The sequence below is a fragment of the Staphylococcus succinus genome, assembly GCF_029024945.1.
Lineage (GTDB): Bacteria > Bacillota > Bacilli > Staphylococcales > Staphylococcaceae > Staphylococcus > Staphylococcus succinus.
Window position 1 is genome coordinate 2,610,216 of record NZ_CP118976.1, and the last position, 23,164, is coordinate 2,633,379.

Annotated in this window: 22 protein-coding genes; 4 read left to right on the forward strand and 18 right to left on the reverse strand. The window is 33.1% G+C overall.

Going from position 1 to position 23,164, the window contains the following annotated elements; all coding sequences use genetic code 11:
• Positions 1 to 140: 140 nt before the first annotated feature.
• The 6 genes from PYW31_RS12535 to PYW31_RS12560 form a co-directional block, all read right to left on the reverse strand.
• Complete coding sequence (locus PYW31_RS12535) at positions 141 to 1,514, reverse strand: MFS transporter (protein WP_046836975.1); 1,374 nt, start codon at positions 1,512 to 1,514, stop codon at positions 141 to 143.
• A gap of 317 nt (positions 1,515 to 1,831) precedes the next feature.
• Entirely contained in the window at positions 1,832 to 2,206 is a 375-nt protein-coding gene (locus PYW31_RS12540) for a nuclear transport factor 2 family protein (RefSeq protein WP_046836976.1), read from the reverse strand.
• 72 nt (positions 2,207 to 2,278) lie between these two features.
• Positions 2,279 to 2,638, reverse strand: coding sequence for a DUF1304 domain-containing protein (locus PYW31_RS12545; RefSeq protein WP_046836977.1), 360 nt, complete (start codon positions 2,636 to 2,638; stop codon positions 2,279 to 2,281).
• Positions 2,639 to 2,759: 121 nt separating this feature from the next.
• Positions 2,760 to 3,374, reverse strand: a complete 615-nt coding sequence (locus PYW31_RS12550; RefSeq protein ID WP_046836978.1) for an FMN-binding negative transcriptional regulator — start codon at positions 3,372 to 3,374, stop codon at positions 2,760 to 2,762.
• A gap of 41 nt (positions 3,375 to 3,415) precedes the next feature.
• Complete coding sequence (locus tag PYW31_RS12555) at positions 3,416 to 3,868, reverse strand: MarR family winged helix-turn-helix transcriptional regulator (RefSeq protein ID WP_046836979.1); 453 nt, start codon at positions 3,866 to 3,868, stop codon at positions 3,416 to 3,418.
• A gap of 122 nt (positions 3,869 to 3,990) precedes the next feature.
• Positions 3,991 to 5,412 (reverse strand): APC family permease, encoded by a 1,422-nt coding sequence (locus tag PYW31_RS12560; RefSeq protein ID WP_046836980.1) that lies wholly within the window; start codon positions 5,410 to 5,412, stop codon positions 3,991 to 3,993.
• Positions 5,413 to 5,742: 330 nt separating this feature from the next.
• Between PYW31_RS12560 and PYW31_RS12565 the strand changes: the two genes are divergently transcribed.
• The gene (locus PYW31_RS12565) at positions 5,743 to 6,576 is read left to right on the forward strand and encodes an aldo/keto reductase (RefSeq protein ID WP_046836981.1); all 834 of its coding nucleotides are present in this window, start codon (positions 5,743 to 5,745) and stop codon (positions 6,574 to 6,576) included.
• A 66-nt stretch (positions 6,577 to 6,642) separates the two neighbouring features.
• On the opposite strand, the gene PYW31_RS12570 is transcribed toward PYW31_RS12565, so the two are convergent.
• Both PYW31_RS12570 and PYW31_RS12575 read right to left on the reverse strand, forming a co-directional pair.
• A complete protein-coding gene (locus PYW31_RS12570; protein ID WP_046836982.1) occupies positions 6,643 to 7,542 on the reverse strand; it encodes an ABC transporter substrate-binding protein in 900 nt (299 codons plus the stop codon).
• A 293-nt stretch (positions 7,543 to 7,835) separates the two neighbouring features.
• The gene (locus PYW31_RS12575) at positions 7,836 to 8,135 is read right to left on the reverse strand and encodes a hypothetical protein (RefSeq protein WP_046836983.1); all 300 of its coding nucleotides are present in this window, start codon (positions 8,133 to 8,135) and stop codon (positions 7,836 to 7,838) included.
• 681 nt (positions 8,136 to 8,816) lie between these two features.
• Here PYW31_RS12575 and PYW31_RS12580 point away from each other — a divergent pair.
• Together PYW31_RS12580 and PYW31_RS12585 are read left to right on the forward strand one after the other, a co-directional pair.
• Positions 8,817 to 10,742: a hypothetical protein gene (locus PYW31_RS12580; protein WP_046836984.1), complete on the forward strand. Its 1,926-nt coding sequence runs from the start codon at positions 8,817 to 8,819 to the stop codon at positions 10,740 to 10,742.
• A gap of 101 nt (positions 10,743 to 10,843) precedes the next feature.
• Positions 10,844 to 11,365, forward strand: coding sequence for a hypothetical protein (locus PYW31_RS12585; RefSeq protein WP_046836985.1), 522 nt, complete (start codon positions 10,844 to 10,846; stop codon positions 11,363 to 11,365).
• 83 nt (positions 11,366 to 11,448) lie between these two features.
• Here PYW31_RS12585 and PYW31_RS12590 read toward each other — a convergent pair whose 3' ends face one another.
• Genes PYW31_RS12590 through PYW31_RS12620 form a run of 7 tightly spaced genes read right to left on the reverse strand, consistent with a single transcriptional unit; the run spans position 11,449 to position 18,523 of the window.
• The gene (locus PYW31_RS12590; protein WP_046836986.1) at positions 11,449 to 12,387 is read right to left on the reverse strand and encodes a sugar phosphate isomerase/epimerase family protein; all 939 of its coding nucleotides are present in this window, start codon (positions 12,385 to 12,387) and stop codon (positions 11,449 to 11,451) included.
• Between the two features lie 15 nt (positions 12,388 to 12,402).
• The gene (locus PYW31_RS12595) at positions 12,403 to 13,410 is read right to left on the reverse strand and encodes a Gfo/Idh/MocA family protein (RefSeq protein WP_046836987.1); all 1,008 of its coding nucleotides are present in this window, start codon (positions 13,408 to 13,410) and stop codon (positions 12,403 to 12,405) included.
• Positions 13,411 to 13,431: 21 nt separating this feature from the next.
• Complete coding sequence (locus PYW31_RS12600) at positions 13,432 to 14,292, reverse strand: ketose-bisphosphate aldolase (RefSeq protein WP_235602250.1); 861 nt, start codon at positions 14,290 to 14,292, stop codon at positions 13,432 to 13,434.
• A 13-nt stretch (positions 14,293 to 14,305) separates the two neighbouring features.
• Complete coding sequence (gene iolE, locus PYW31_RS12605) at positions 14,306 to 15,217, reverse strand: myo-inosose-2 dehydratase (protein ID WP_046836988.1); 912 nt, start codon at positions 15,215 to 15,217, stop codon at positions 14,306 to 14,308.
• Between the two features lie 46 nt (positions 15,218 to 15,263).
• Complete coding sequence (gene iolC / locus PYW31_RS12610; RefSeq protein WP_046836989.1) at positions 15,264 to 16,226, reverse strand: 5-dehydro-2-deoxygluconokinase; 963 nt, start codon at positions 16,224 to 16,226, stop codon at positions 15,264 to 15,266.
• Positions 16,227 to 16,234: 8 nt separating this feature from the next.
• Complete coding sequence (gene iolB, locus PYW31_RS12615; RefSeq protein ID WP_046836990.1) at positions 16,235 to 17,053, reverse strand: 5-deoxy-glucuronate isomerase; 819 nt, start codon at positions 17,051 to 17,053, stop codon at positions 16,235 to 16,237.
• A 15-nt stretch (positions 17,054 to 17,068) separates the two neighbouring features.
• The gene (locus PYW31_RS12620) at positions 17,069 to 18,523 is read right to left on the reverse strand and encodes a CoA-acylating methylmalonate-semialdehyde dehydrogenase (protein ID WP_046836991.1); all 1,455 of its coding nucleotides are present in this window, start codon (positions 18,521 to 18,523) and stop codon (positions 17,069 to 17,071) included.
• Positions 18,524 to 18,717: 194 nt separating this feature from the next.
• Here PYW31_RS12620 and PYW31_RS12625 point away from each other — a divergent pair, with 194 nt between their 5' ends.
• Positions 18,718 to 19,476 (forward strand): DeoR/GlpR family DNA-binding transcription regulator, encoded by a 759-nt coding sequence (locus tag PYW31_RS12625; RefSeq protein ID WP_046836992.1) that lies wholly within the window; start codon positions 18,718 to 18,720, stop codon positions 19,474 to 19,476.
• 33 nt (positions 19,477 to 19,509) lie between these two features.
• On the opposite strand, the gene PYW31_RS12630 is transcribed toward PYW31_RS12625, so the two are convergent.
• From PYW31_RS12630 to iolD, 3 genes are read right to left on the reverse strand one after another with little or no spacing between them, the layout of a single operon-like run.
• On the reverse strand, positions 19,510 to 20,346 hold the full coding sequence (locus tag PYW31_RS12630; RefSeq protein ID WP_046836993.1) for a sugar phosphate isomerase/epimerase family protein: 837 nt from the start codon (positions 20,344 to 20,346) through the stop codon (positions 19,510 to 19,512).
• 26 nt (positions 20,347 to 20,372) lie between these two features.
• A complete protein-coding gene (locus PYW31_RS12635) occupies positions 20,373 to 21,230 on the reverse strand; it encodes a sugar phosphate isomerase/epimerase family protein (protein ID WP_046836994.1) in 858 nt (285 codons plus the stop codon).
• A gap of 20 nt (positions 21,231 to 21,250) precedes the next feature.
• Positions 21,251 to 23,164, reverse strand: coding sequence for a 3D-(3,5/4)-trihydroxycyclohexane-1,2-dione acylhydrolase (decyclizing) (gene iolD / locus PYW31_RS12640; RefSeq protein ID WP_046836995.1), 1,914 nt, complete (start codon positions 23,162 to 23,164; stop codon positions 21,251 to 21,253).

Consider the following 23,164-nt stretch of genomic DNA (forward strand, 5'->3'; position numbering starts at 1 on the left):
GCGTTCTTTATTTTATGTTTGCCATTAAAACAATTGTATATTTAAAAAAAGCGTCTAGGATATCATCGCTATGATTTCTTCCCAAACGCTTTCTATATTCATGTTTACTATTTAACGCAATGCGCTCATATATTTCGAGCCTATGCTTTTATGTTTTTCGGGATAATTATTTGAGTCAATATTACGCCTAAGATCATAATACTCATCATTATTAAAAATGTGCATGTTGCAGCAATGCTTATATTGTATGAACTTTGTAATATCGCAAAAACAGTCGTACTAAGTGCGATACCAAAGGCACTACCAAGTGTTGCAAACATTTTATAAATGCCTGAAGCAAGTCCTACTTTTTCATCAGGTATGGTCAATATCGCAATCGTTAATCCTGGCGTAGCACATAAGCCATTTCCTATCGCACAAATAACAAAGCCAAATACTGCAGCTGCTACATACCAATGTGATGGTAATATCGTTAAACTAATAAATATAATCCCTATTGCTGGAAATAGTGGCCCCATCAGTAACATAGGTTTCCCTCCATAACGCAATGATAACCTTTCTCCTAAACGAACCATTAATATAGCCATAATGACATACGGCACGGTTACTAATCCTGTTTGAAATGCATTTAGCCCCACTTTTGTTTGTGCGTATATATTAAATACCGTCATTGTACCCATACCAGAATTTAATACCGCATTACTCATCGATGAACCTACAAAACCTCGATGCTGAAATAAGGAAAAATCGATAAATGGCGCATTTTTATGTCGTTCATATATAATAAATGAAACAGTCGCTATGATGAACACAAGCAAACATAAAATAGAAAATAAACTAAGCCAACCTTGTTCAAATCCTTGCGTCGCAAATAAAGTGATACTACCTATGAGCAATGCAAAAAGGAACATCCCCATATAATCAAACGGTCTTTTATCAATAATTTCCTTTGCTTCTTCTTTCGTTCCTAATAAAAGGATAAAGGCGATGATGGCTACAATGATTGAAACTATAAAGTTAGCTTGCCAATTGATATACGTCGCTATAAGACCACCTATGACAGACGCAAACCCTACGCCGCCCACACTGCCAATCATTAAATAACTAAAAGCTCTGCGCAACGCCTTTCCTTTAAATTGATCATTTAATACCCCTACGGTTGCTGGTAATAATATTGCTGCAGATAAACCTTGAAAGATTCGACCTACGATTAATAATGCAGTAACACTAGATATGATAATCAACAATGATCCAATAATACTTAAAATGATGCCTATATAAGTCATTCTTAATTTACCTATTTTATCTGACACGTCTCCTGCACCAACCATAAATAGGCCTGTTGCAAAAGATGTAAGACTCACAGATAAGTTAACTATACCAGTTGTAGTTTGGTATGTTTGTTGAACTTGAGTCGATATATTAATAAACGATTGGGCAAAAAGCCAATACGTTAATATACTTAATACTATAGCTAAAATCAATTTATTTTCTGAATGTTGCTTCGTACTCATGGTGTATAACGCCTCCTAATCTATATTGGCGCATAATTTAACATATATGATACGGCTCGGTATAACTATTATTGCGTAGACTTTTACCACACATCTTGTCAGCGTAAGAATAGATACTTAATAGAGTGATAGGCTTAACAATTAAAATATTGCTTATATCACCTTATCTTTCTTTACAAGCACGTAACTATTGGAAAAATACGCACTAGATAGATATTATCACATCAGCGATATTTTATAGTACTTGATTTTATAATTATTTAAAATAACATTAAAAAAATCACCTACTCAAATGTAAGTGATCGCTACATCGTAACTTATATAGATGAAAACAAGTTCGCATCGTATGGTTTATTTTCTAAGTAACTGATTTTGTTATCTTTATCTAGCTTAGCGATATCAATACCTTCTTGTGTATAGACACCCGTAGCATATCTTTTACCACAAATCGCCCATTTCGCTTCATAACTGCCATCATCTTTTTGATACCAGCCATTGCTCATATGTTTTAAATCTTCATTCATTTCAAATACTTTTTTCACAAAGTTAACCCATGCCTCTTTACCATGATACGCATGGCCATTAAGTACAAATGTTATATTTTCACTAAATAATGCAACCAAAGCATCAAAACTCGTTTCGCTATATCTTGCCTCATCAAATAATTTAAAATATGCATCTAATGTATCCATTTTTTCATCCTCCTTTACTAAAATACGATTCGCATTTATGTTCGATTATCATAACGTACTATACAAAGTGCATTAAATTAATAACGACAATAAAGTAATGATAGGTAGACCACCTTGTTTGAGCATAATACTTTTATCACTCGTTAGGCCTCCATAAATTGCTACTATTATAATATAAATTAAAAGTAAAGCCACCATCTCTTTAGGATGACTCGCAAAGGTAACACCATATAACAATAATAATCCAATCACACCATTATATACGCCTTGATTTTTTAATAAGACGTTAACATTTTCATCTTTTAATTTTTCCTCACTAATATTAAACACCTTGCTTGTTCTTTTAGAATGTGTCGCAATGGTCTCTAAATACATAATAAAGAAGAATTCAATTGCCACTAATACTGTTAATATAATAGAAATAACACTCACTTTAGACTCCCCTTTATAATTACACTTGTTTTACATATTTTACTGCACTTTCCCTATACCTGCCAGTAGGTTGAATCGTAATATGCTAACAAACATTATAAAGCAGTTTATCTTCTATAATTTAATCCAAAACACATCTTTTCATTGCTTTAGCTACCTTGTTATTTAAGTCATCTTCAGAACTTTCCAGCGCCTCAATGATATTACTTTTATCTTGGTCACTACGTTTTTGACTTAATTTATAAGCAGCGTTAATTTCTAAAACTTTTATTTGAAAGCCAACAATACCTTGAATTTGTTTTCGTGTCTTCTCTGACATATTACCCCAAGTCATCCCATTATAACGATGCTTCTCGTATTTATCTAATAGTAATGATAGATCATGCTTTAATGCTTGCTCGGTTAAAATTTTGCCTCTACCATACACATGAACACTTTGATAATTCCATGTAGGGACGTCTTCTTCTTCATACCACGTAGCGGAAATATAACTATGTGGACCTTGGAATATGACTAATATTTGATCTGCTTGCTCTATGGTTTTCCACTGTGTATTAGATTTTGCAAAATGGCCTGAAATATAAATAGATTCCTCGTCCTCAGTTATATTAATAGGCACATGTGTTGCTAATGGCTTACCATTATCTGTAGAGACGACAGTTACAAACTGGTGTTGCATCATAAACCTTTTAATTTCTTGTATATCATTTTCTTTATAATGGTTTGGTATGTACATACTTTTCCCCCTTAATGACTTGATCATGATATTTATCTTCTTTAATAAATTCTCTTGTTTCCTTTTTTAACGTATGACCAATCATTAGAAATATTCTCTTTAACCCTTTTTAGCATATCCGTTAGCGCTTTAATTTCTTCTTCAGAAAAATCTTTTAACGCAACTGCATTAGAATATTCATTTTCTCTTATAATGAATGGATATAACGTTTCTCCTTTGTCTGTGGCAAACAGTAGTTTATTTTTTTTGTTATTTTCACCAGACTTTTTAATAATTAAACCGTTTTTTTCTAAGTTACTAATCGCTCTTGAAGCTGTGGCACGATCAATTTTCAACATTTCAACTAACTGTTCTTGTATGATGCCTGGATTTTCATAGATTCTAACCAAATAAACAAACTGTCCTTTAGCTAAATCTATTTCTTTAAATTCAATATTACTTATAGAGTCTAATGCTCTAGAAATAACCCCAATATCTCTTAATATATCTTTCATCAACACACTCCTTTTGTTGCATTTGCAATATATTACCACTATAACATATTACTCATTTACCCACTTAATAAATCTATAAAAAAGCACCCATCTATGTGATAGGTGCTTAAAATGATACTATTTTATCTTTTTTTAAAGCTACTTTTTAAAATGTAAAACAAATAATAAATGATTCCTATAATGAACCAGAGCATCGTATAGAATTTCGCTTGTCCACTTAATCCCCAAAACACTGCAAATACACATATAAATATGATTATTGGCATAACTGGATATAATGGCAATTTAAAAGCCGGTTTCGGTAAATCTTTACCTTCTCTACGACGTAAAGCATATAGACCAATAGTAACAAACATAAATGCTACAAGTGTACCTGCAGAAATCAGTTGCGCTAAGAAGCCAAAAGGAAATACAGAACCTACTATAACAGCTACTATTGTCAATATAAATAAAGCACGGTTTGGTAAGTTCTTCTTGTTTAATTTACCTAACCAAGAAGGTAAAATACCGTCACGCCCAAATGAATACAATAAGCGTGATCCTGCAAGCATCATACCAATTAAAGCAGTAAACATACCAATAACTGACACAGCCTGAACAATGACAGCAACAGTTTCATGACCACTCGTACGTAATGCCCAGCCCACGGGCTCTGCATTATCTTTATATGCTGTATAATCAAACATACCTACTAATACAAGAGAAACTGCTACAAATAACCCTACAGCAATACCCAATGAACCTAAAATTCCTAATGGCATTGTTTTTTGTGGATTAATTGCTTCTCCTGAATTAGCAGCAATAGAATCAAATCCAATATAGGCAATAAATATTACAGAACTACCTGCGTATATACCTTGCCAGCCGCCAAATGATCCAGCAGCTGTAGCTTTATATTCAGGAATAAATGGTACATAGTGCCCAATATTGATGACACTTATGCCTACTATTATAAAGAGAAAAATTGCTAATACTTTTAATACTACTAAAGTATTTTGAACACGTGCTGTTTCTGAAGCGCCCCTAGCTAATAACAAAGCCGTAATAACTACAACGATAGCTGCAATCACATCAATCATGCCACCATTAGTACCTAAAGAGTTCGACAGTGCATTCGGTAGCGAAACATCGAAGGGCTTTAATAATCCTTGTAAATTTGCTGAGAATCCTGATGCCACGAAAGACACTGCAATCATATATTCTGCAATAAGTGCCCATCCTACAATCCATCCAAAAAACTCACCAAACAATATGCTAATCCATGTATATGCAGATCCTGCAAATGGCATTACTGAAGCCATTTCAGCATAGACAAATGCTACAAGTGCGGCAACAATTGCTGAAACTAAAAACGACAAACTCACAGAAGGTCCCGTATGATCCGCTGCAACAACGCCTGGCAAAGTAAAAATTGCTGTCGAAACAATGGTTCCGACACCTAAAGCTAAAAAGTCCCTAACTCGTAGTGTACGTTCTAAATGCGCATCTTTATTTTGATAACGCGATACTTCTTCTTTTCGAAATATTCTACTCATTATATTCATTTCGTATTACTCCTTGTGTATTAAAAACAAACATGTTTTTAAGTATAATCATTTTTAAATATAATGTACATATTAGTTTGAATTAACTTCTAAATTATACTTATGCTTCCCAAGCTCAAATACCTATATAAATTTTTAATGATTACTTGCTATTTCCTATGATAACGGTTGGTGAGTGATCATATTTATCATGCAAAACAAAAAATATATTTATACTTTCTTAGGTACTTAAAAGTGCGTACTTTCATTTCCTTTCTATAATGCTTACAATAGTGAATATAAAATTTATTTAGATGCACGTACATCTATCTAATACAAAGGAGTGTAATTATGCAAAATATCAAATTTTATAATGGCAACACAATGCCACAATTAGGTTTAGGCGTATTTAGAGTCGAAAATGATGACACAGCTAAAGATGCAGTCAAACATGCAATCGTAAATGGTTATCGTAGTATCGATGCAGCATTGGTTTATGGCAACGAAGAAATGGTAGGTCTTGGCATTCAAGAAGGTATGGCGGAAGCTGGTATCCAAAGAGAAGATTTATTTATCACTTCTAAACTTTGGTTAGATCAATATGGTAAAGACAATGTAATCAAAGGTTACCAAACTTCTATTGATAACTTAGGCCTTGATTATTTAGACCTATATCTTATTCACTGGCCAGGTACAGATGAAGCATTAACTATCGATACTTGGAAAGGTATGGAAGCACTATATGAAGCTGGTAAAGTTAAAAATATTGGTGTAAGTAATTTCAACATCGAGCATTTAGAAGCGTTAAAAAATCAAACTTCTATTAAACCAGTGATTAACCAAGTTGAATTTCACCCTTACTTCACACAAGAATCATTAAGAAATTATTTAGCAACAACAGACATTCACATGGAATCTTGGTCTCCACTGATGAATGCTGAAATTTTAACTGATGAAACAATTAATGCTATTGCTGAAGAAGTTGGAAAATCAGCTGCACAAGTAGTCATTAGATGGAATATTGAACATGGTGTCGTAACAATTCCAAAATCTGTAACACCACATAGAATAGAAGAAAATATAAATGTATTTGATTTTTCATTAACTGAAGAACAGATTGCACGCATCGATGCCTTGAACCAAAATAAACGCATCGGACCTAATCCATTAGAATTTAATGGCTAATTTTCAATATCTAATTAAGGCATATCAGTTTTATCAAAACTGATATGCCTTTTATTTATGATTACTTTATTTTATTAAATGGTACTTAATTTCTTTTCTTATATAATCTAAAGAGTAAGGATCATTAAACCAATACGTCTCTGCTTTAACGTTGATTACATGATTATTTTTAACAGCGGGGATATTTTTCCAAATATTATTCTTTTCAAATTCAGGTTTAGATTTCCCCTCACTCATTGTAATAATATAGTCTCCCGAGTATTGAGGTAATTTTTCTTGAGATAATTCTTTCCATCCATCTTTTTTAACAACTTTCTCTAAAGCATTGGGCATTTTCAGATTAAAAGCTTGATAAACCACTTCACCTCCGCGCCCCCAAGATTTACCAAATGCATAAATTGTTTTACTAAAATCATCAAAAATAGAAATCGTTGCGTTTTCACCAATTTGTTGTTTGATTTCTTTAGAATCTTTTGAGGTTTGATCTTTCCATTCCTTCACCCATTGTCTCGATTTTTCTTCTTTTCCAATCATTTTCCCTAATTCAATTTGTGTATCTAAATAATCTTTTTTTCCATACTCAATGGGGATTGTAGATGCTATTTTTTGATACTTTTTAATATTTTTATCTGTAGTATCTACAATAATTAAGTCAGGTTTGAGCTTTGCAACCTTTTCTACATCATTTTCACTGAATTTCTCGGTGTTTTTAAATTTATCTTTAAGTACTTTACTCTTATCAATATCTTTAGTCACGCCCACAATGTTCCCGCCTAAATATTTCAATCCACCAGCATATGTATTTGCTATGACTGCAATGCGTTTAGGTTTTTTAGGTATGTCTATTTTTTTACCACTATCTAATTCATAACTCCTTGTATCTTCACTTTTCTCTGCCTCACTCTGGTGGCTACAAGAAGCTAATAATAATGTTACTAAAATAATAAAAGCTATAAATTTTTTCATAAATATTCCCCTTCGAATTTTGAAAATGATTATCAATATCATTTATATTTTATTCTTTTTATTATTAATCAGCAATAGCTTTTAATAAATTCATCAATTTAAAGCTCACGCTCTCATTATTGAAGTCGACTAATACCTGTATTAATTTCTTTCTTATGTTAATCATGTCCCCAATCAACAACTTTACAACCTAAAAAAGCTGTTACTAAAGTCCTTGGTTTACTTTAGTAACAGCCTATTGTTTGGGATAATATTTATAACACAGATACTTTCTGTCTAATTGCTATTGATTTTCATGATTCCATGCGATGTAACACTTCTAACTGGATTGCTTTTAAAGCTTCACTATAGTCCTTATTCGTACTTTCTTGGGCATTTACAGTCAATAAATCAATTAATCCAACATTAGTCATTTCTGTTAACTCATGTTCAAACTGATGTAAGTGTTCTTCTGATGTTTTCGCATTTTGCTTTTCAATTTGATAATATTGATCGGCTCCTAAACCGCCTTCTTCAATCATAACAGAGATACCACTTGAACGAGTTTCATTGAGTCGTTTGACTTTGATACGTTTATTATCACGAACAACCATTTGAATCCCTCCTAATTTATGCGCATTATACAAGACCTTACTGCTACTACATATAAAGCTTGGCTGTCATTAGTTTATGGATTGAAATTAAATGATCTGGATGACTTTGATTATATGTATCAAGATTCGATTAATAATTTTTTATTTATGATAATAAATCACAAGGATTGATATTGATTTAAGTGTAATATTACATATCGATAAATACAAGCTCTTTGCTCATTATTTTTCTAAATATTAAACCATAAACACTGAAATTCTACCTCTATAATAACTATGTAATCATGTTTGTAATTGTAGTCTCCCAAAGTAAAAAAATTTACATTTCAATTCTAAATTATATTCTTTCAAAATATAATTGCTATTAATATATTTTTTGATGCGTTATTTTTTCAAAATCAGTTAAAAGTTAATAAAAAATACTTTTGAATTAGAATTTTAAAATTAATAATGTAAATAAATGTTTTCTTTCTAATTTTTAATATTATATATTGTATTAATATGTTATTATAAACATCTGATAATTAGGAATTGTCAGTTATTAAATAGATATTTACACACAAAAACAATAATTAAACTAATTATTATTTTACTTCCTGAAAACACGATTAAATATAATATGAAACAATACAGTATATTCATAGCATTTTAAACAATAACCGAATGGAAGGATGACATGTAATGGGCAATAACGTTTTAGATATTAGTTCTTTAGATATGGACCATGTACTCGCAGGAGAGACGGACATTTATATTGTACCAATCGCTGCGCCCGCACTAAGAGAAGGATTTTCAAAAGGTAATGCCGTAGAGTGTTTTAAACAAATCTTATGTTCTTCTAAAATAGTACAGTCTTTTGATGTAACAATAGACCATAAAGATGAGAAAGAACCTTTCAAGATATTTGAAGATCATGAATATTGCATTACAGATTTAACTTCTTTACTCAATATAAAGGAAAATAAACGACTTGACTGTAATTTTGGACTTAGAGTTTACATACCTTCAGAAGATCAATTCAAGTTAAAAGTTATTAATAATAATATTTTAAAAGAAGCAAACATGCCTGATTTTGGTATTTCTGATATGAGTAAGGGCTTATCCTTAGATACTTTAGGACCACTTAAAGATGCAATTATTAAGCTGATTCAAGAAAGAGATAAAAAAGACGTTAATCAAAATACCGCTCTTACAAACAAACAAAAACATATTAAATCTATTAAAACAATTAATAATGGCGAAGACCTTTCCGATATTAAGCTATTAAAAGATAATTTATATAACACACTTAATTCCCTTATAGATAAAGTGTATTTAGATAATGAAGAGTTAGAATTCAGAAGTATCGTTGATAATAAAGACTATGATGAAAAAGTACTACCAACATATAAAAAACTTGAACAATTAACGCAAGATGATTTCAATCAAGCGAAAAATGACAAGTTATTTGTCTTACAAAAAAAGAGAGAAGATGTTATCAATAGTATCTTCAATCAACTCGTTACTGATTTATGGAGCAAAAGTATTGAAGCAGATAAAATGCGCAACTATAAATCTGTAGACTCAAAATACAATAAATACTATAAAGAAATAGAAAGTAAATTAGATGATGCATTAAGCGTTATTCCAAATAAAGTTAAAGAGCACACTCAAAAGTTAGAAAAGAGTTTTGAAGCAGATAAAAATGACCGTGCTGATAAAGCCCGTCGAGATATGATTGAAAGAATAGAACGAGAAGAACGACCACTTCTAAATAATCGTATTCGTGAATATGAAAAATCACTAACTGATAAAGCGAATAACGTATATCATAACCAGATTAAAGTATTAAATGCAGACGTGAAAAATAATTACGAATTGCATATTTCTAAAATCGTTGATGATATTATTCAACAGCATCAAGAAACAATTGACACGAAGAAATCAGAGCTTAAAAATATTATGGATCAAGATGCAGCAACCTTAATCCAAAAACGAACTGAAGATGTCGATAAACTAAGAAGTGAAATTAGTAAGCTAGAACAAGACTTAATTCACAACGAAAAAACCTTCAACGAACGCTTAGAACTAGCAGTCGATAAAAAAGTAAATGACTATGAATTAAAAGATTCACAAATGACAGATGAAATTAATTATCTAAGAGTCGAATTAGAAAAAGCCAAACGTGAAAACACTGATAAAAATGAATCTATACGTTCAAAAGAATTGGAACTACAAAATAATAGAACTCATTTAGACCGTTTAAATCAACAACTTGAACAGAGTAACCAAACGAGCTTAAGTATTTCTGCACGTGCGATGGAAATCAAACAACAAGCATTGAGTTTCGCTAACAATGAAACAAACCAATCAAATTTTAATCAAGTTGTCTCACCGCAAAATATTGATGTTGGCAACTTATTAGATGACGATGCTGATATGGCGAAACGTTATGAAAGACGCAAAAAGCCAACATTCTTTACTTGGTTAGGTGGCCTTTTCTTATGTGCAGTATTAGGTTCTGCCACTTTATTTGGTAGTCATGTTGCTAATGCACAAGACAGTCACGAAGATACACCTACGAGTGTTCAAAGTTCACACAAAGCAGAAACTCCAAAAGATAAATAACACTGTTTAGAAAACCTATTGTTAACAATATAGTGTATTCATATCACACTAACTTAATAACTAAAATGCATATTAAATAAACAATATGGGAGTGGGAAACAATGAACCAAAAAAAATTAGACGAATTAAACCGTCTAGCAAAAGGTACGGAGAAAGAAAAAAAAATTGCTCTAACATTTGGCTATCAACCCATCATTGATCAATTGAAACAAGATGAAAATAAAGAAGTCTCAGATTTTGCACAAGCCATTGATGCCAACGAAGATTTAAAGTTACATAAAAATAATCTTCACTATAATCAACACAAAGAAGTGTTTAGGAACGATTTAAAACAAGCGACACGTTATATGTATGCAACTTTAATATTAATTGCAATCGCTGTAATATCAACGCTTATCGCTTCCATCATTTTCTTTGTAAATCCAACTAGTATGGTGTCACCATTTATTATTGTTACAGTCATCGCCTTAATCGGTTCTGTTGTGCTCGTAGTACTATCTAAACGTACTGAGCTATCTTATAACAGTAGCAAGCAATCGCTAGCTAAAGCTAAATACTTGCTTAGTATATCGCAATCTAATACCCAATCATTACAAGCACAGATTAATAACGACACTAAATAATAATCAATACAAAAGCCATCACTATATAATGTAGTGATGGCTTTTATATCCATTTATGATTGAAACATTTTAATTTTACACTATCAAACAACTACTTGCTTTAAGGCGGCAATCGATGCATCGACACCATCTTCTGCAGACATTGTTAAGTCTTCCATTTCTAACGACACAAAATCATCATAACCTACCATGCGTATTACTGAGAAAAAGGTCTTCCACCATTGTAAATCTTGACCATAACCCACAGCTACGTAATTCCAAGATCGGTTTTTAATATCTTCTATTTCTTTAGTTTCTAACACAGTATTAATATCAGCTAAACCTTTTTCAATGTGTACATCTTTACCGTGTACATGATGAATCGCACCTTCTAATGCACGTGCACATTGTATTGGATCTGCGCCCATCCAAAGTAAGTGACTTGGGTCTAAATTCATTCCAATGATTGGATCTACTGCGTTTCTTAATTTAAGTAACGTTTCAGCATTATACACTAATTGCATGCTGAAATTTTCCAATGCTATTTTCTCTACACCATGATTTTTTGCAATTCCAACTAAATTTTTCCAATATGGAATCGCTACTTCATTCCATTGATATTCAAGTGCATCTTTTAATTGGGGCGGCCAACTCACTGTAGTCGTAATCCAATTTGGCATCTCATCATTCGGAGAAGCTGGTGGTAACCCGCTCATCATCACAATTTTTTTCACACCTAATCGTTCTGCTAACTCAAATGTTTGTTCAGTGATTTTTCTATGCTCATCACCTAATGCACCTGGATCTAACGGATTACCCGAACAATTTAACGCTACCACTTGAACATGATACTTCGATAATAAATCTTTAAGTGCACTTAATTCTCTCTTATCATTTAATAAGTTCTCTATATTCAAATGTGGTGCTGGAGACCACCCTCCAGTAGCCAGTTCAATATGATAAATATCTTGTTGTGTTATTTTCTGCAGTACTTCCTCAAGTGACAAATGTGCGAGACTATCTGTAACATATGATAAATTCATATAACCATCCTTATTCTATTTATAGAGTTCTGGTTTGCTTTCAAATTTAATATCAACAATTTTACCGCTATCTCTTGCTTCTGAACATGCATTTGTTGTAACTGACGCCATGTAACCATCCCAAGCTGAAGGTCCTGTAATATGATCTTGTTTTACGCCATCTATCCATAGCTGTAATTCTCTATCATAAGCTGAAATGAATCTTTCTTTCCAATCACTTGGGACACGTGTAGAATCTTTTCGCTCTGTTTTAACACTGTAGTATGTTGGATTCGTCAATCCAATTTCACCTTGCTCACACACTACTTTACAATTAATATCATAGCCAAATTGACAGTTTACAAATACTTCCAAATCAATCACAGTACCTGATTCTGTTTCTAATAAAATTAATTGTGGATCGTGTAAATCTGGATGTGTACGTGTCGTTTGTTTTTTAGGTAAACGTACTTCGGCAGTGACAAAATCTTCTTCTAACAACCATCTCAAAGCATCTACTTCATGAACCGCAGTATTTTCAACTGCCATTGGTGTATTATAACTCTCATCAACAGATTCATTTCTATGTGTGCAATGTACGAGCAACGTTTCTCCTAGAGATCCCGTTTGTAATTCGCGCTTAATTTCTTCATAACCTCTATCATATCTACGCATAAATCCCACTTGTACAAAACGTTTATTTTTTTCTACTTCTGCATTTACGATATTTGTACACCCTGATGACTCAAGCGCTAAGGGCTTTTCACAAAATACATGCTTATTATGTTTAATCGTTTCAAGCACATAACCTTCATGTGTTGGATCCCATGATGTAACAAGTACTGCATCAACATCTTCTGATGCAATTAAATCTTCTGCATTTTCAAAAAATGTTGCATTGATTTCTTTCGCATATGCGGTAGCAACATCTTTATTGATGTCACTAATTGCCGTAACATTTGCTCCATTTACACGTTCGTTTATACGTTCAACATGATCTCTACCCATAGCGCCTATACCAATTACACCTATTTTCAATTCCATAACTATTTCATCTCCAGTCATTTATCTTTGAGTAAATACTTTATTTTGTTGATTTGCACCACATATATTGATAATTCTTTCAGCCGTTTTTTCTATAGCTCCAATACTGGGTTTTAAAATTTTCTGTGGATTAAATAATTCTTCCGATTCATTTAAAGTGTCTCTTAATTGATTGCTCCAAGAGATATTAATTTCTGTATTGAAATTAATCTTTGCATGACCTAATTCTATTGCATGTTGCAAGTCTGAATTTGATATACCAGATGCTCCATGTAGAACCAGTGGGATGTCTATTTTCTGACCTAGAATTTCCATTTCTTCAAATCCTAGATTAGGTTCTCCCTGATATTTACCATGTACAGAACCTAGTGCAGGTGCAAGTGTATCGATATTTGCTTGCTCAACTAGTGCAATACAGTCATCTATATCTGCATATCTCACTTGTCCAATTAAACCGTCTTCCTCACCACCAACTGCACCGACTTCCCCTTCAACTATGACACCTTTAGCGTGCGCATAATCTACTACTTCTTTAGTCAGTTTGATATTTTCTTCAATTGATAACTTTGAACCATCAAACATGACCGAATCGTAACCAGCATCTACAGCGCTTTTACAATTTTCTACTGTTAGTCCATGGTCTAGATGAATTGAGACAGGCACTGTAATCTGCATCGCTTTTATTTTATTTTTAATTGTTTGATAGATAAAATCATATCCGCCTAAATATTCAATATTCTTATCTGTTGTACCAATAATAATAGGCGCATTTAATTTTTCAGCTGCGCTTAACACACCTTCAATCCATATCAGACCATTTATATTCATCTGTGGCACGGCAAAACTTTGATCTTTTGCGTAATGAATCATATGATTTTCCAAAAAATTCCCCCTCTTAGGAAATGTATTTTTCTTCACGATTCTGTTGAATGTTATTTAAATAGTCTTTTGCTTTTTTGGCATATATAAATGGATTAGCTTTTTCAGGATCTTGTTCGGCTTCCACTACAATCCATCCTTGATAGTTATCATTTTCTATTGCCTTTAGAATGGGTGCAAAATCTATGTAGCCATCACCTGGAACTGTAAATATTCCTTTTTTAATACTTGTTAAAAAGCTATCATTTTGTAACTTTGCCTCTTGTGCTATATGCTTCCTAATATCTTTAAAGTGGATATGATGAATTCTGTTTTTATATTTATTAAAAATATCTATCGCCGTTTCACCAGATAGTGCCAAGTGTCCTGTATCATAAAGTAACGACACCTTATTTTCATCTGTATTATCCATTAACCTCTGTATCTCTATATCTGTTTGGACCCCCGTCCCCATGTGGGGATGATAAACAAGTGTCATATCCTTTTCATTCGCTAGTGTCCCTAATTTTTCTAAACCTTCGAGTAATTTATGCCATTCGTCATTTGTGAAATCAGGTTTATCTGTAAATATAGATTTATGCAAATCCTTTTGAATGCTGTTACCTTGTTCACATACAACAATGACTTTTGCACCTACTTCATATAAAAAATCTCTATGTTGAATAAAGGCCGCTTCCGTCACTTCAAATTTTTCTGTCGTTAGAAATAAGCTTAGCCATGCACTGGCTACATTCAATCCTCTTGGCTCTAAGTATTCACGTAATACCGAAGGATTTTTAGGATATTTATTACCAATTTCAGTGCCTTCATATCCAGCTAAAGCCATTTCACTAATACATTGTTCAAACGTGTTTGCACTTCCTAATTCGGGTAAATCATCGTTCGTCCACGCGATAGGTGCACATCCATAACGTATATTTTGAATCATAAAATCATCCACCTTTTAGAAATCGCTTACATTTTATCGAAAATTTTTAACTCTCATGCTCACTAATATAGTTTTCTAAAGTCTCACTTGTTGGCATAGCTTCTGATGAGCTGTGGCTACTTACGACAATAGCTGCAGAAGCAGCGCCATATTTCAATGCTTCATCAATAGATTTACCTTTTACTAGCGCGTATAAAAACGCGGCTGCATAGGAATCACCTGCACCAAATGTTTTAATCACTTTTGCTTTGAATGCTTTCCCTTCAAAATATTCACCTGTTTTAGTGTAGGCTTTTGAACCTTGAACGCCATGTTTGATAACGACAAGCTCAGGATGATTTTCAAATAATGTTTCGCCAATTTCTTGATCGGTTTTATCTTGATAACATTGAATCATATCGTATTCATCTCTTGTACCAATAACAATATCGGCTTGTTGCGCGACCAATTCATAATAAATCGAAGTCTCTTCAAAAGTCTTCCATGTGTATGGTCTATAGTCAATTTCAAACACAACTTTAACAGCATTCGCATTAGCAATTGCTAATGCCTTTAACACAGCTTCTCTTGATGGGGATTGGGCTAATGCAGTACCTGATATTAATAGATATTCACTTTCTTTAATATAAGTTTCTGATACATGCTCCGGTTCCAAGTATAAATCTGATGCTTCTTCTCGATACATTAAAATATTAGATTCTGAAGGACTTTTAATTTCTGTAAATGTTAGACCTGTTTTATGGCCATTTTCATCGATATGAATTTGTGAAGTATCTACACCTAGTTTATCGAGATAGCTCGTAATATAACGTCCATGTTGATCGTCTGATACGTTTGCTATAAGGCCTACATTTAACCCTAATTTAGAAGCTCCAATACTAATATTGACTGGTGAGCCACCTACATACTTGCGAAATGTTTCAGTTTCTTCCATTGGTCTATTTATTTCTACAGCATTCAAATCAATTGCAGCACGTCCGATAGCTACGATATCTTTTTTAGTTGTCATGCCTCTCCCTACTTTCTATCAATAATCCATTCATGGTCTTTTTGATTGTTAAATTTCCATACTTTTTTAGGTCCAGCCATTATATTTAAGTAATATCCATTATATCCATCTGGTACAGCTACTGGATGATAACCTTTAGGCACTATGACAACATCTCCATTCTGCGCAGTCATTGTCTCGTCTAATGAAAGATCATCCGTATAAACACGTTGGAACACAAATCCTTTCTCTGGGTTCATTTCATGATAATAAATTTCCTCAAGAAACGATTCATCCGGCAAGTTGTCCTCGTCGTGCTTATGTGGTGGATAACTTGACCAGTTACCTTGATCTGTATAAACTTCGACAACCAATAATTTTTCACTGGCCGTGTGCGTATCTGGTAAGATATTGTGGACATGACGTTGGTTAGCATACTTACCTCTATCTTCAACACCGTTGCTACTGGCTGGAATAAGTTCTGTTGGTCTACCTTCATCACACGGTGCATAACAAATAATAATCCTAGCATCTTTAACTGCTGATATTTGAATATGATGGTCCTTTGAAATATAAATACTATCTGTAGGGATTTTTTCAAATACTGAGTCTCTTGTTCCTAAATCTTTGTAAATATTTTTTCCATCAGATACATCAATTTTTCCAGTCAACGCAACAATACAAATTTCAAATCCTTGAGTCATTTCTTCGTAAACACCTGATGCTTGAATGTCTAAAATTTTAATCCCCGTATATTTTAAGTTAACGTCTTCTGGTTTAAAGTCTTGTATGATTTGTACAGCATCATTTAAAGGATGCTGTACAGGTTTTTTCAATAATTGAGCCATATTTATATCCACTCCTTAATATTGAGGTTCTCCATGACGTGCTGTCACAACTTTACGATGCGTGTAAAAATCGATACTATCTTTACCATTGGCATGTAGTGAACCGAAGAATGATGATTTCCATCCAGAGAATGGAAAGACAGCCATAGGTGCTGGAACGCCTAAATTGATACCTAACATACCTGCATCAATATTTTCTCTAAAATGTCTAATTGATGAAGCGCTATCTGTAAACAAACATGCACCGTTAGCAAATTCTGATTGGTTTGCTAATGCAATACCTTCTTTTAAGTCTGTTACTTTCACAAGTGATAATACGGGTGCAAAGATTTCATCTTGCCATAACTTCATATCCGTAGTTACGTCTTCAAATATAGTCGGTTTTACAAAGTATCCCTCGTCTTTGTTACCTTCTCTACCGTCTAGGACAAGTGTGGCACCTTCTTCAACGCCTTGATCAACATAACTTAATGTACGCGCTTTATTTTCTTCTCTAATTACAGGACCAAGGAACACATTATCTTCCAATCCATTGCCTATAACAATATCTTTGGCTGCATTCACTAATTTTTCTTTGAACTCATCGTAAACATTTTCTTGCACTGCAACAACAGCTGCAGCCATGCAACGTTCTCCTGCTGATCCAAAAGCCGCACCAATGACATCCTTAACAGCTGAATCAATATCTGCATCATTTAAAATGATAGTATGATTCTTAGCGCCTGTCAGACATTGTGCACGTTTTAGATTTTCAGTCGCTTTTTTATATACATATTCACCTACTGGTTTAGATCCTACAAAAGAAACTGCTTTAATATATTCATTTTCTACAATGCCATTTACAACATCATGTGCGCCATGTACTACGTTGAATACACCTTTTGGAAAACCTGCTTCTTCTACGAATTCAGCTAATTTGTTAACAAGTAATGGTGTTTTTTCAGAAGGTTTCATTACAAATGTATTTCCTAAAGAAATAGCCATTGGGAACATCCAACAAGGTACCATCATTGGGAAATTAAATGGTGTAATACCTCCCACGACACCTACTGGATATTTATAACTCGTTCCTTCAATGTTTGTTGCAATGCTTGATAAGGAATCTCCCATCATTAATGATGGTGTACCAGCTGCAAATTCAACATTCTCAATACCTCTTTGTACTTCTCCTAATGCTTCACCTATACTCTTACCATTTTCTTTAGTAATTATTTCTGCTAATTCTTCTTTATTATCGATTAAAATTTGTTGAAGTTTAAATAATATACGTGCACGTTTAGGTACAGCGACTTCCTTCCATTCTTGGAACGCATTATGTGCAATTTCCGCTGCATCATCTAATTCTGCTCTTGTAGATACAGGAACTTTTGCAATAACCTCTTTTGTCGCCGGGTTATAAACATCGATTGTTTCCTTCGAATCTGATTCAATCCATTCACCATTAATATAATTCTTCAAAACTTCTGCCATTATAATTCCTCCTATTGGAAAGCGCTTCCATTTTTTAGTATAATCTTGGTAACATATTGATTACTTATTGGTTATTTTATATAAATGGTTATTTTATATAAATGGTTATTTTTTGTCAAATTTTTATCATTTTTTAATCAACTGTTGAGTAATATGAGAATGTTGTATATTATATAATTATCGGAGGTATAAATATGAAAACCAAAAGAATACATGCAATTGAATCTTACATTAACGAGAATAAAGCAGCATCAATCGACGAACTCAGCGACTATTTCAATGTCTCAATCAATACAATACGTCGTGACATAGCCGTTCTAGCTGATACAAATAAAGTGAAAAAAGTTTATGGTGGTGTGAAATCTATAGAAAGTTCAATTTCTCAGGCCGTTGACTACTCTAAAAGAAATATCGAACATTATGATGAAAAGATCCACATTGCTAAAGCTACTGCTAAACACATTCAAGCTAACGATGTCATCTATATTGATACCGGGACAACAACTGTGCATATCTTAGACTATGTTGATACAGATTTACCTTTCACTGTCATTTCTAATAGTCTAGATGTCATCAATAAAGCTGCTCTTTTCGAAAATGTTTCTTTACTTGTTATTGGTGAGAAGTATAAGTATAGAACACGTTCATTTATAGGTATTGAATCTAATACACTTATTGAAAAGCTCAATATCGATAAAGCTTTTATGGCTGCCACAGGTGTCGACATTCATAATGGATTAACAAATGCAGAACTAGAAGAAAATATCATCAAAAAACTTATCGTATCTCGTTCTAGACTTGTATATGCACTCGCAGATCATACAAAAATGGGCAAATCTACATTGTTAACATTCATGGAATGCGATGAACTTGATACATTAATCACAGATAAATTACCTTCTAAAGATTTTACTGCATACTTTAAATCTAAAAAGATAACAATTGAAACATAAAAATTCAGTAGCTTTGCTACTGAATTTTTGTTTTTACAATGTAAAATATGGTTGAACACTTTCTATCATGGTCTCTTTAGATTTTTTAATCACATCTTCCGCAGGCATCTGATAATATTCTGGGCGGAACAATTCTATAGATATATATTTACCCTGAAACGCCATATCTTTCAACGTAGATAATATACCTGGAATATCAATAACACCTAATCCAGGAAAGCATCTATCCTCGTCTGTTAAAATACCTATCGGATAGTCATCGACATCATTAATATGCAATAAAAATATATTATCAATATCTCCATTTTTTAAGTCATCTAAGCGTGAACCCATAGCATGAAAATGAAAGAAATCTAATACTATCCCTACATTGGGATCGTTAATCTCCTCAATAATGGCATGCGCTTGATTAAAAGTATTAACTGTAGCATATGGCGCACCAAGAAATTCTAGAGCGAGTTTAATATCATATTCTGCCGCCATCAAAGCCAATTGTTTCAACACGTTTACACAGCTTTTATGAATATCTGCTTTTAATATTTTTTCTTCAGTAACTAACGGAACTGCAACAATATATTGAGCACCTAAATATTCAGCAATTTCTAACCATTCTTTAAATGTATCTAAAACGACTTTATAATCCGCTTCATTTCTATTATTAAAAAATTGTAACGCATTTAAACTTAAAGGCTTAATCTGATGCGTATCAAAAAATTGTTTCATATCTTCTAAAGAATGTTCTTGTAAATATTCAGGGAGCTTATCCATCTGTATTTCAATAAAATCATAGCCATGCTTCTCGCATAATTCCAACTCTTGTTGTAAAGTAGCATTTTCTTTTGTAGTCGCAACATTATATCCTAACTTCATAAATCACCTCAACTATAATTATGGTATTAAAATAATTCTTTCTTTAATTTATTCAACATAAAAGTGGCTGATTCATCAGCTTTATCTACCCAAGCAAAGACTGAATTCGTAGCGATACCATCAAATTTCATTTCTTTTAATTTTCTAAATATCGTATCGAAATCTACTTCACCTTCACCAATATTAAGGTGCTGATGTACGGTCACTTCAGCATCAGGCGGATTCACAATATAACGTAAACCATTCGCAACAGTGTGATTTAATGTATCAGAGAATAGCACATGCTGTAATTTATCCCCTGCATCATCAAACATTGTGGCTATATCACCTGTACCGTCGTCATGAAAGAATGTATGTGAAGTAGAATACACTAAATTTATCCACTCTTTATTTAATCCTCTAATCATTCTTAAGGCTTCATCATTACGCTCAATAAAATCATAAGGATGTGCTTGTAAATTTAAATTTATTCCTTCTTTTTCAAATATTGGTAATAGCTCATCCATAGATTTAATAAATTTTTCCTCACAAATCTGAGGTTCATATTTATTTCCATTAAATTCTGTATTCATGACTTCTACATTTAAATCACTCGCTATCTCTATAGCACGTTTCCAATTACGGACTGCACCTTGACGTCTTTCTTCATCAGGACCCGACCAAGCCATCACTGGTAAGACCGATGATAATTGAACCCCCGCATCACTACACCATTTCTTAACGTTTTTAATCATACTATTATCAACTTTTGGGTATTTATAAAAAGGTATAAAATCTTCTCTAGGAGAAAGCTCAATATATTCATATCCTAAGCTTGCCGCTTTATCTATCACTTCTTTCATTGATAAGTCTGTGTACATTGCTGGATCTAATGCTAATTTCATATCATATTCTCCTCTATTAATTAGTATTGTTTAGCTTTCTTTAACTTTCCCACTTTCAAATCATGTGCAGCTTGTATGTCTTTCGAATTAGAAACTTCTGGTATACCTACATGCCACCAGCTCTCATAACCATCTGTCATTGTCTTAGGCAATACTTTTATTTCAATCAAAGTACTAATATCTTGTTGTTCTGCATCTTTAAGCGCTTCTTCTAATGCTTCTAATGAATACACTTTATATACTTTGGCACCATAACCTTCAGCTACTTTTGCGTAATCAATATTTAATATTTCATTGTCCGAAGTTCTAAATTCGGTGTGATAACTATTAACACCATTTTCCATCTGCAAATTATTAATACACCCATATCCCGAATTATCAAATAGCAATATATTCACTTTCTTCTTGTATTGCAGTGAGGTGATAAATTCAGAATGTAACATAAGGAAACTTCCATCTCCTACAAATGAATATACTTCGTTAGCCGGATCAGCTAATTTCACACCTAATGCACCAGAAATTTCATAACCCATACATGAATATCCATATTCAACCCCATATGTGTTTGGTTGTGTTGCATTCCACAGACGTTGCATGTCACCAGGAAGTGAACCTGCTGAGGTAATTACATTACTTTTAGGATTAACGACATCATTGATTTTCAACACGACTGAACTCTGAGTTAATTCGGTATTCAAAGCATCGGCATATTCATTTAATACTTCTTGGTTAAACTGATTTTTTATTTCTGGATCGAAATGATTTCTATCATATTTAATGGTACTTAAACGTTCCCGTTCTTTTTCCCATTCTTGCTTAGCATCAACAATTTCATGTTCATATTCAGTTTTATAATTATCTAGATGTTTTAATAACTGCTGAAGTGTGGCTTTCGCATCAGCAATAACTTGTATTGCATCTAACTTATATGCCTGCATTCTATTAATGTTTATATTCAAAAATTTCGTTTCCTCAAAGTTAAACGCAGTTTTTGACGATGTAGCAAAATCAGTATATCTAGTTCCAATACCTATGACTAAATCCGCTTTATAAGCAATTTTATTGGCAGCTAATGTTCCAGTAATACCCATGCCACCCAAGTTATTTTTAAATGTCGCCTCTACAGTGGATTTACCAGCTTGCGTCTCAACCAAAGGAATATTGTATTTTTCAGAAATTTCAATTAATTCATCGCGTGCACCAGCGTATTTTGCACCGCCACCTACAAGGATTACAGGTTTTTTGCTTTGTTTAATCGTTTCAGTCATTAATGCTATTTCTCGTTGAACCGGTTCCGGACGATCGATATAGTGTACACGTTTTTTAAAGAACGTAGCGTCAAAATCAAACGCTTCGCCTTGTACATCTTGAGAAATACAAACTGTTGCTGGTCCTGCTTGTGCTGGATTCGTCATAACTTCAAACGCCCTAATCAAGCTTGACATTAATTGTTCAGGACGTGTGACTCTGTCCCAATATCTAGAAACCGCCTTTAAAGCGTCATTTGTTGTGGTAGTTAAATTAGATTCATGTTCAACTTGTTGTAATACTGGATCCGGTTGTCTTGTAGCGAATGTATCACTTGGCAGCAATAATACAGGAATATTATTTGCAAGCGCCGTCCCTGCTGCCGCGGTTAAATTAGCCGATCCGGGACCGACCGATGTAGTCACTGCATAAATGTTACGTCTCAAACGTTGTTTACTAAAACCAATTGCTGCATGAGCCATACCTTGTTCATTTTTACCCTGAATAATATTTAAATGTCCTGGGTCTTCTTCTAATGCTTGCCCAATACCCATTACATTGCCATGGCCAAAAATGTCAAACACACCTTCAACAAAAGGCTTTTCTTCACCATCGATACATATATATTGTTGTTTCAAAAATTTAACCAAAGCTTGTCCAGTTGTTAATCTTAATTTCTCTTTCAT

Excerpts from the sequence above, each read along its gene's own strand:
- PYW31_RS12625 (WP_046836992.1), top strand. The coding sequence starts at position 18,718 with ATGAAAACCAAAAGAATACATGCAATTGAATCTTACATTAACGAGAAT.
- PYW31_RS12595 (WP_046836987.1), bottom strand. The coding sequence starts at position 13,410 with ATGGAATTGAAAATAGGTGTAATTGGTATAGGCGCTATGGGTAGAGAT.
- iolC (WP_046836989.1), bottom strand. The coding sequence starts at position 16,226 with ATGACAACTAAAAAAGATATCGTAGCTATCGGACGTGCTGCAATTGAT.
- PYW31_RS12550 (WP_046836978.1), bottom strand. The coding sequence starts at position 3,374 with ATGTACATACCAAACCATTATAAAGAAAATGATATACAAGAAATTAAA.
- PYW31_RS12580 (WP_046836984.1), top strand. The coding sequence starts at position 8,817 with ATGGGCAATAACGTTTTAGATATTAGTTCTTTAGATATGGACCATGTA.
- PYW31_RS12635 (WP_046836994.1), bottom strand. The coding sequence starts at position 21,230 with ATGAAATTAGCATTAGATCCAGCAATGTACACAGACTTATCAATGAAA.
- PYW31_RS12560 (WP_046836980.1), bottom strand. The coding sequence starts at position 5,412 with ATGAATATAATGAGTAGAATATTTCGAAAAGAAGAAGTATCGCGTTAT.
- PYW31_RS12575 (WP_046836983.1), bottom strand. The coding sequence starts at position 8,135 with ATGGTTGTTCGTGATAATAAACGTATCAAAGTCAAACGACTCAATGAA.
- iolE (WP_046836988.1), bottom strand. The coding sequence starts at position 15,217 with ATGATTCAAAATATACGTTATGGATGTGCACCTATCGCGTGGACGAAC.
- PYW31_RS12590 (WP_046836986.1), bottom strand. The coding sequence starts at position 12,387 with ATGAATTTATCATATGTTACAGATAGTCTCGCACATTTGTCACTTGAG.
- iolB (WP_046836990.1), bottom strand. The coding sequence starts at position 17,053 with ATGGCTCAATTATTGAAAAAACCTGTACAGCATCCTTTAAATGATGCT.
- PYW31_RS12535 (WP_046836975.1), bottom strand. The coding sequence starts at position 1,514 with ATGAGTACGAAGCAACATTCAGAAAATAAATTGATTTTAGCTATAGTA.
- PYW31_RS12540 (WP_046836976.1), bottom strand. The coding sequence starts at position 2,206 with ATGGATACATTAGATGCATATTTTAAATTATTTGATGAGGCAAGATAT.
- PYW31_RS12630 (WP_046836993.1), bottom strand. The coding sequence starts at position 20,346 with ATGAAGTTAGGATATAATGTTGCGACTACAAAAGAAAATGCTACTTTA.
- PYW31_RS12570 (WP_046836982.1), bottom strand. The coding sequence starts at position 7,542 with ATGAAAAAATTTATAGCTTTTATTATTTTAGTAACATTATTATTAGCT.
- PYW31_RS12555 (WP_046836979.1), bottom strand. The coding sequence starts at position 3,868 with ATGAAAGATATATTAAGAGATATTGGGGTTATTTCTAGAGCATTAGAC.
- iolD (WP_046836995.1), bottom strand. The coding sequence starts at position 23,164 with ATGAAAGAGAAATTAAGATTAACAACTGGACAAGCTTTGGTTAAATTT.
- PYW31_RS12585 (WP_046836985.1), top strand. The coding sequence starts at position 10,844 with ATGAACCAAAAAAAATTAGACGAATTAAACCGTCTAGCAAAAGGTACG.
- PYW31_RS12565 (WP_046836981.1), top strand. The coding sequence starts at position 5,743 with ATGCAAAATATCAAATTTTATAATGGCAACACAATGCCACAATTAGGT.
- PYW31_RS12620 (WP_046836991.1), bottom strand. The coding sequence starts at position 18,523 with ATGGCAGAAGTTTTGAAGAATTATATTAATGGTGAATGGATTGAATCA.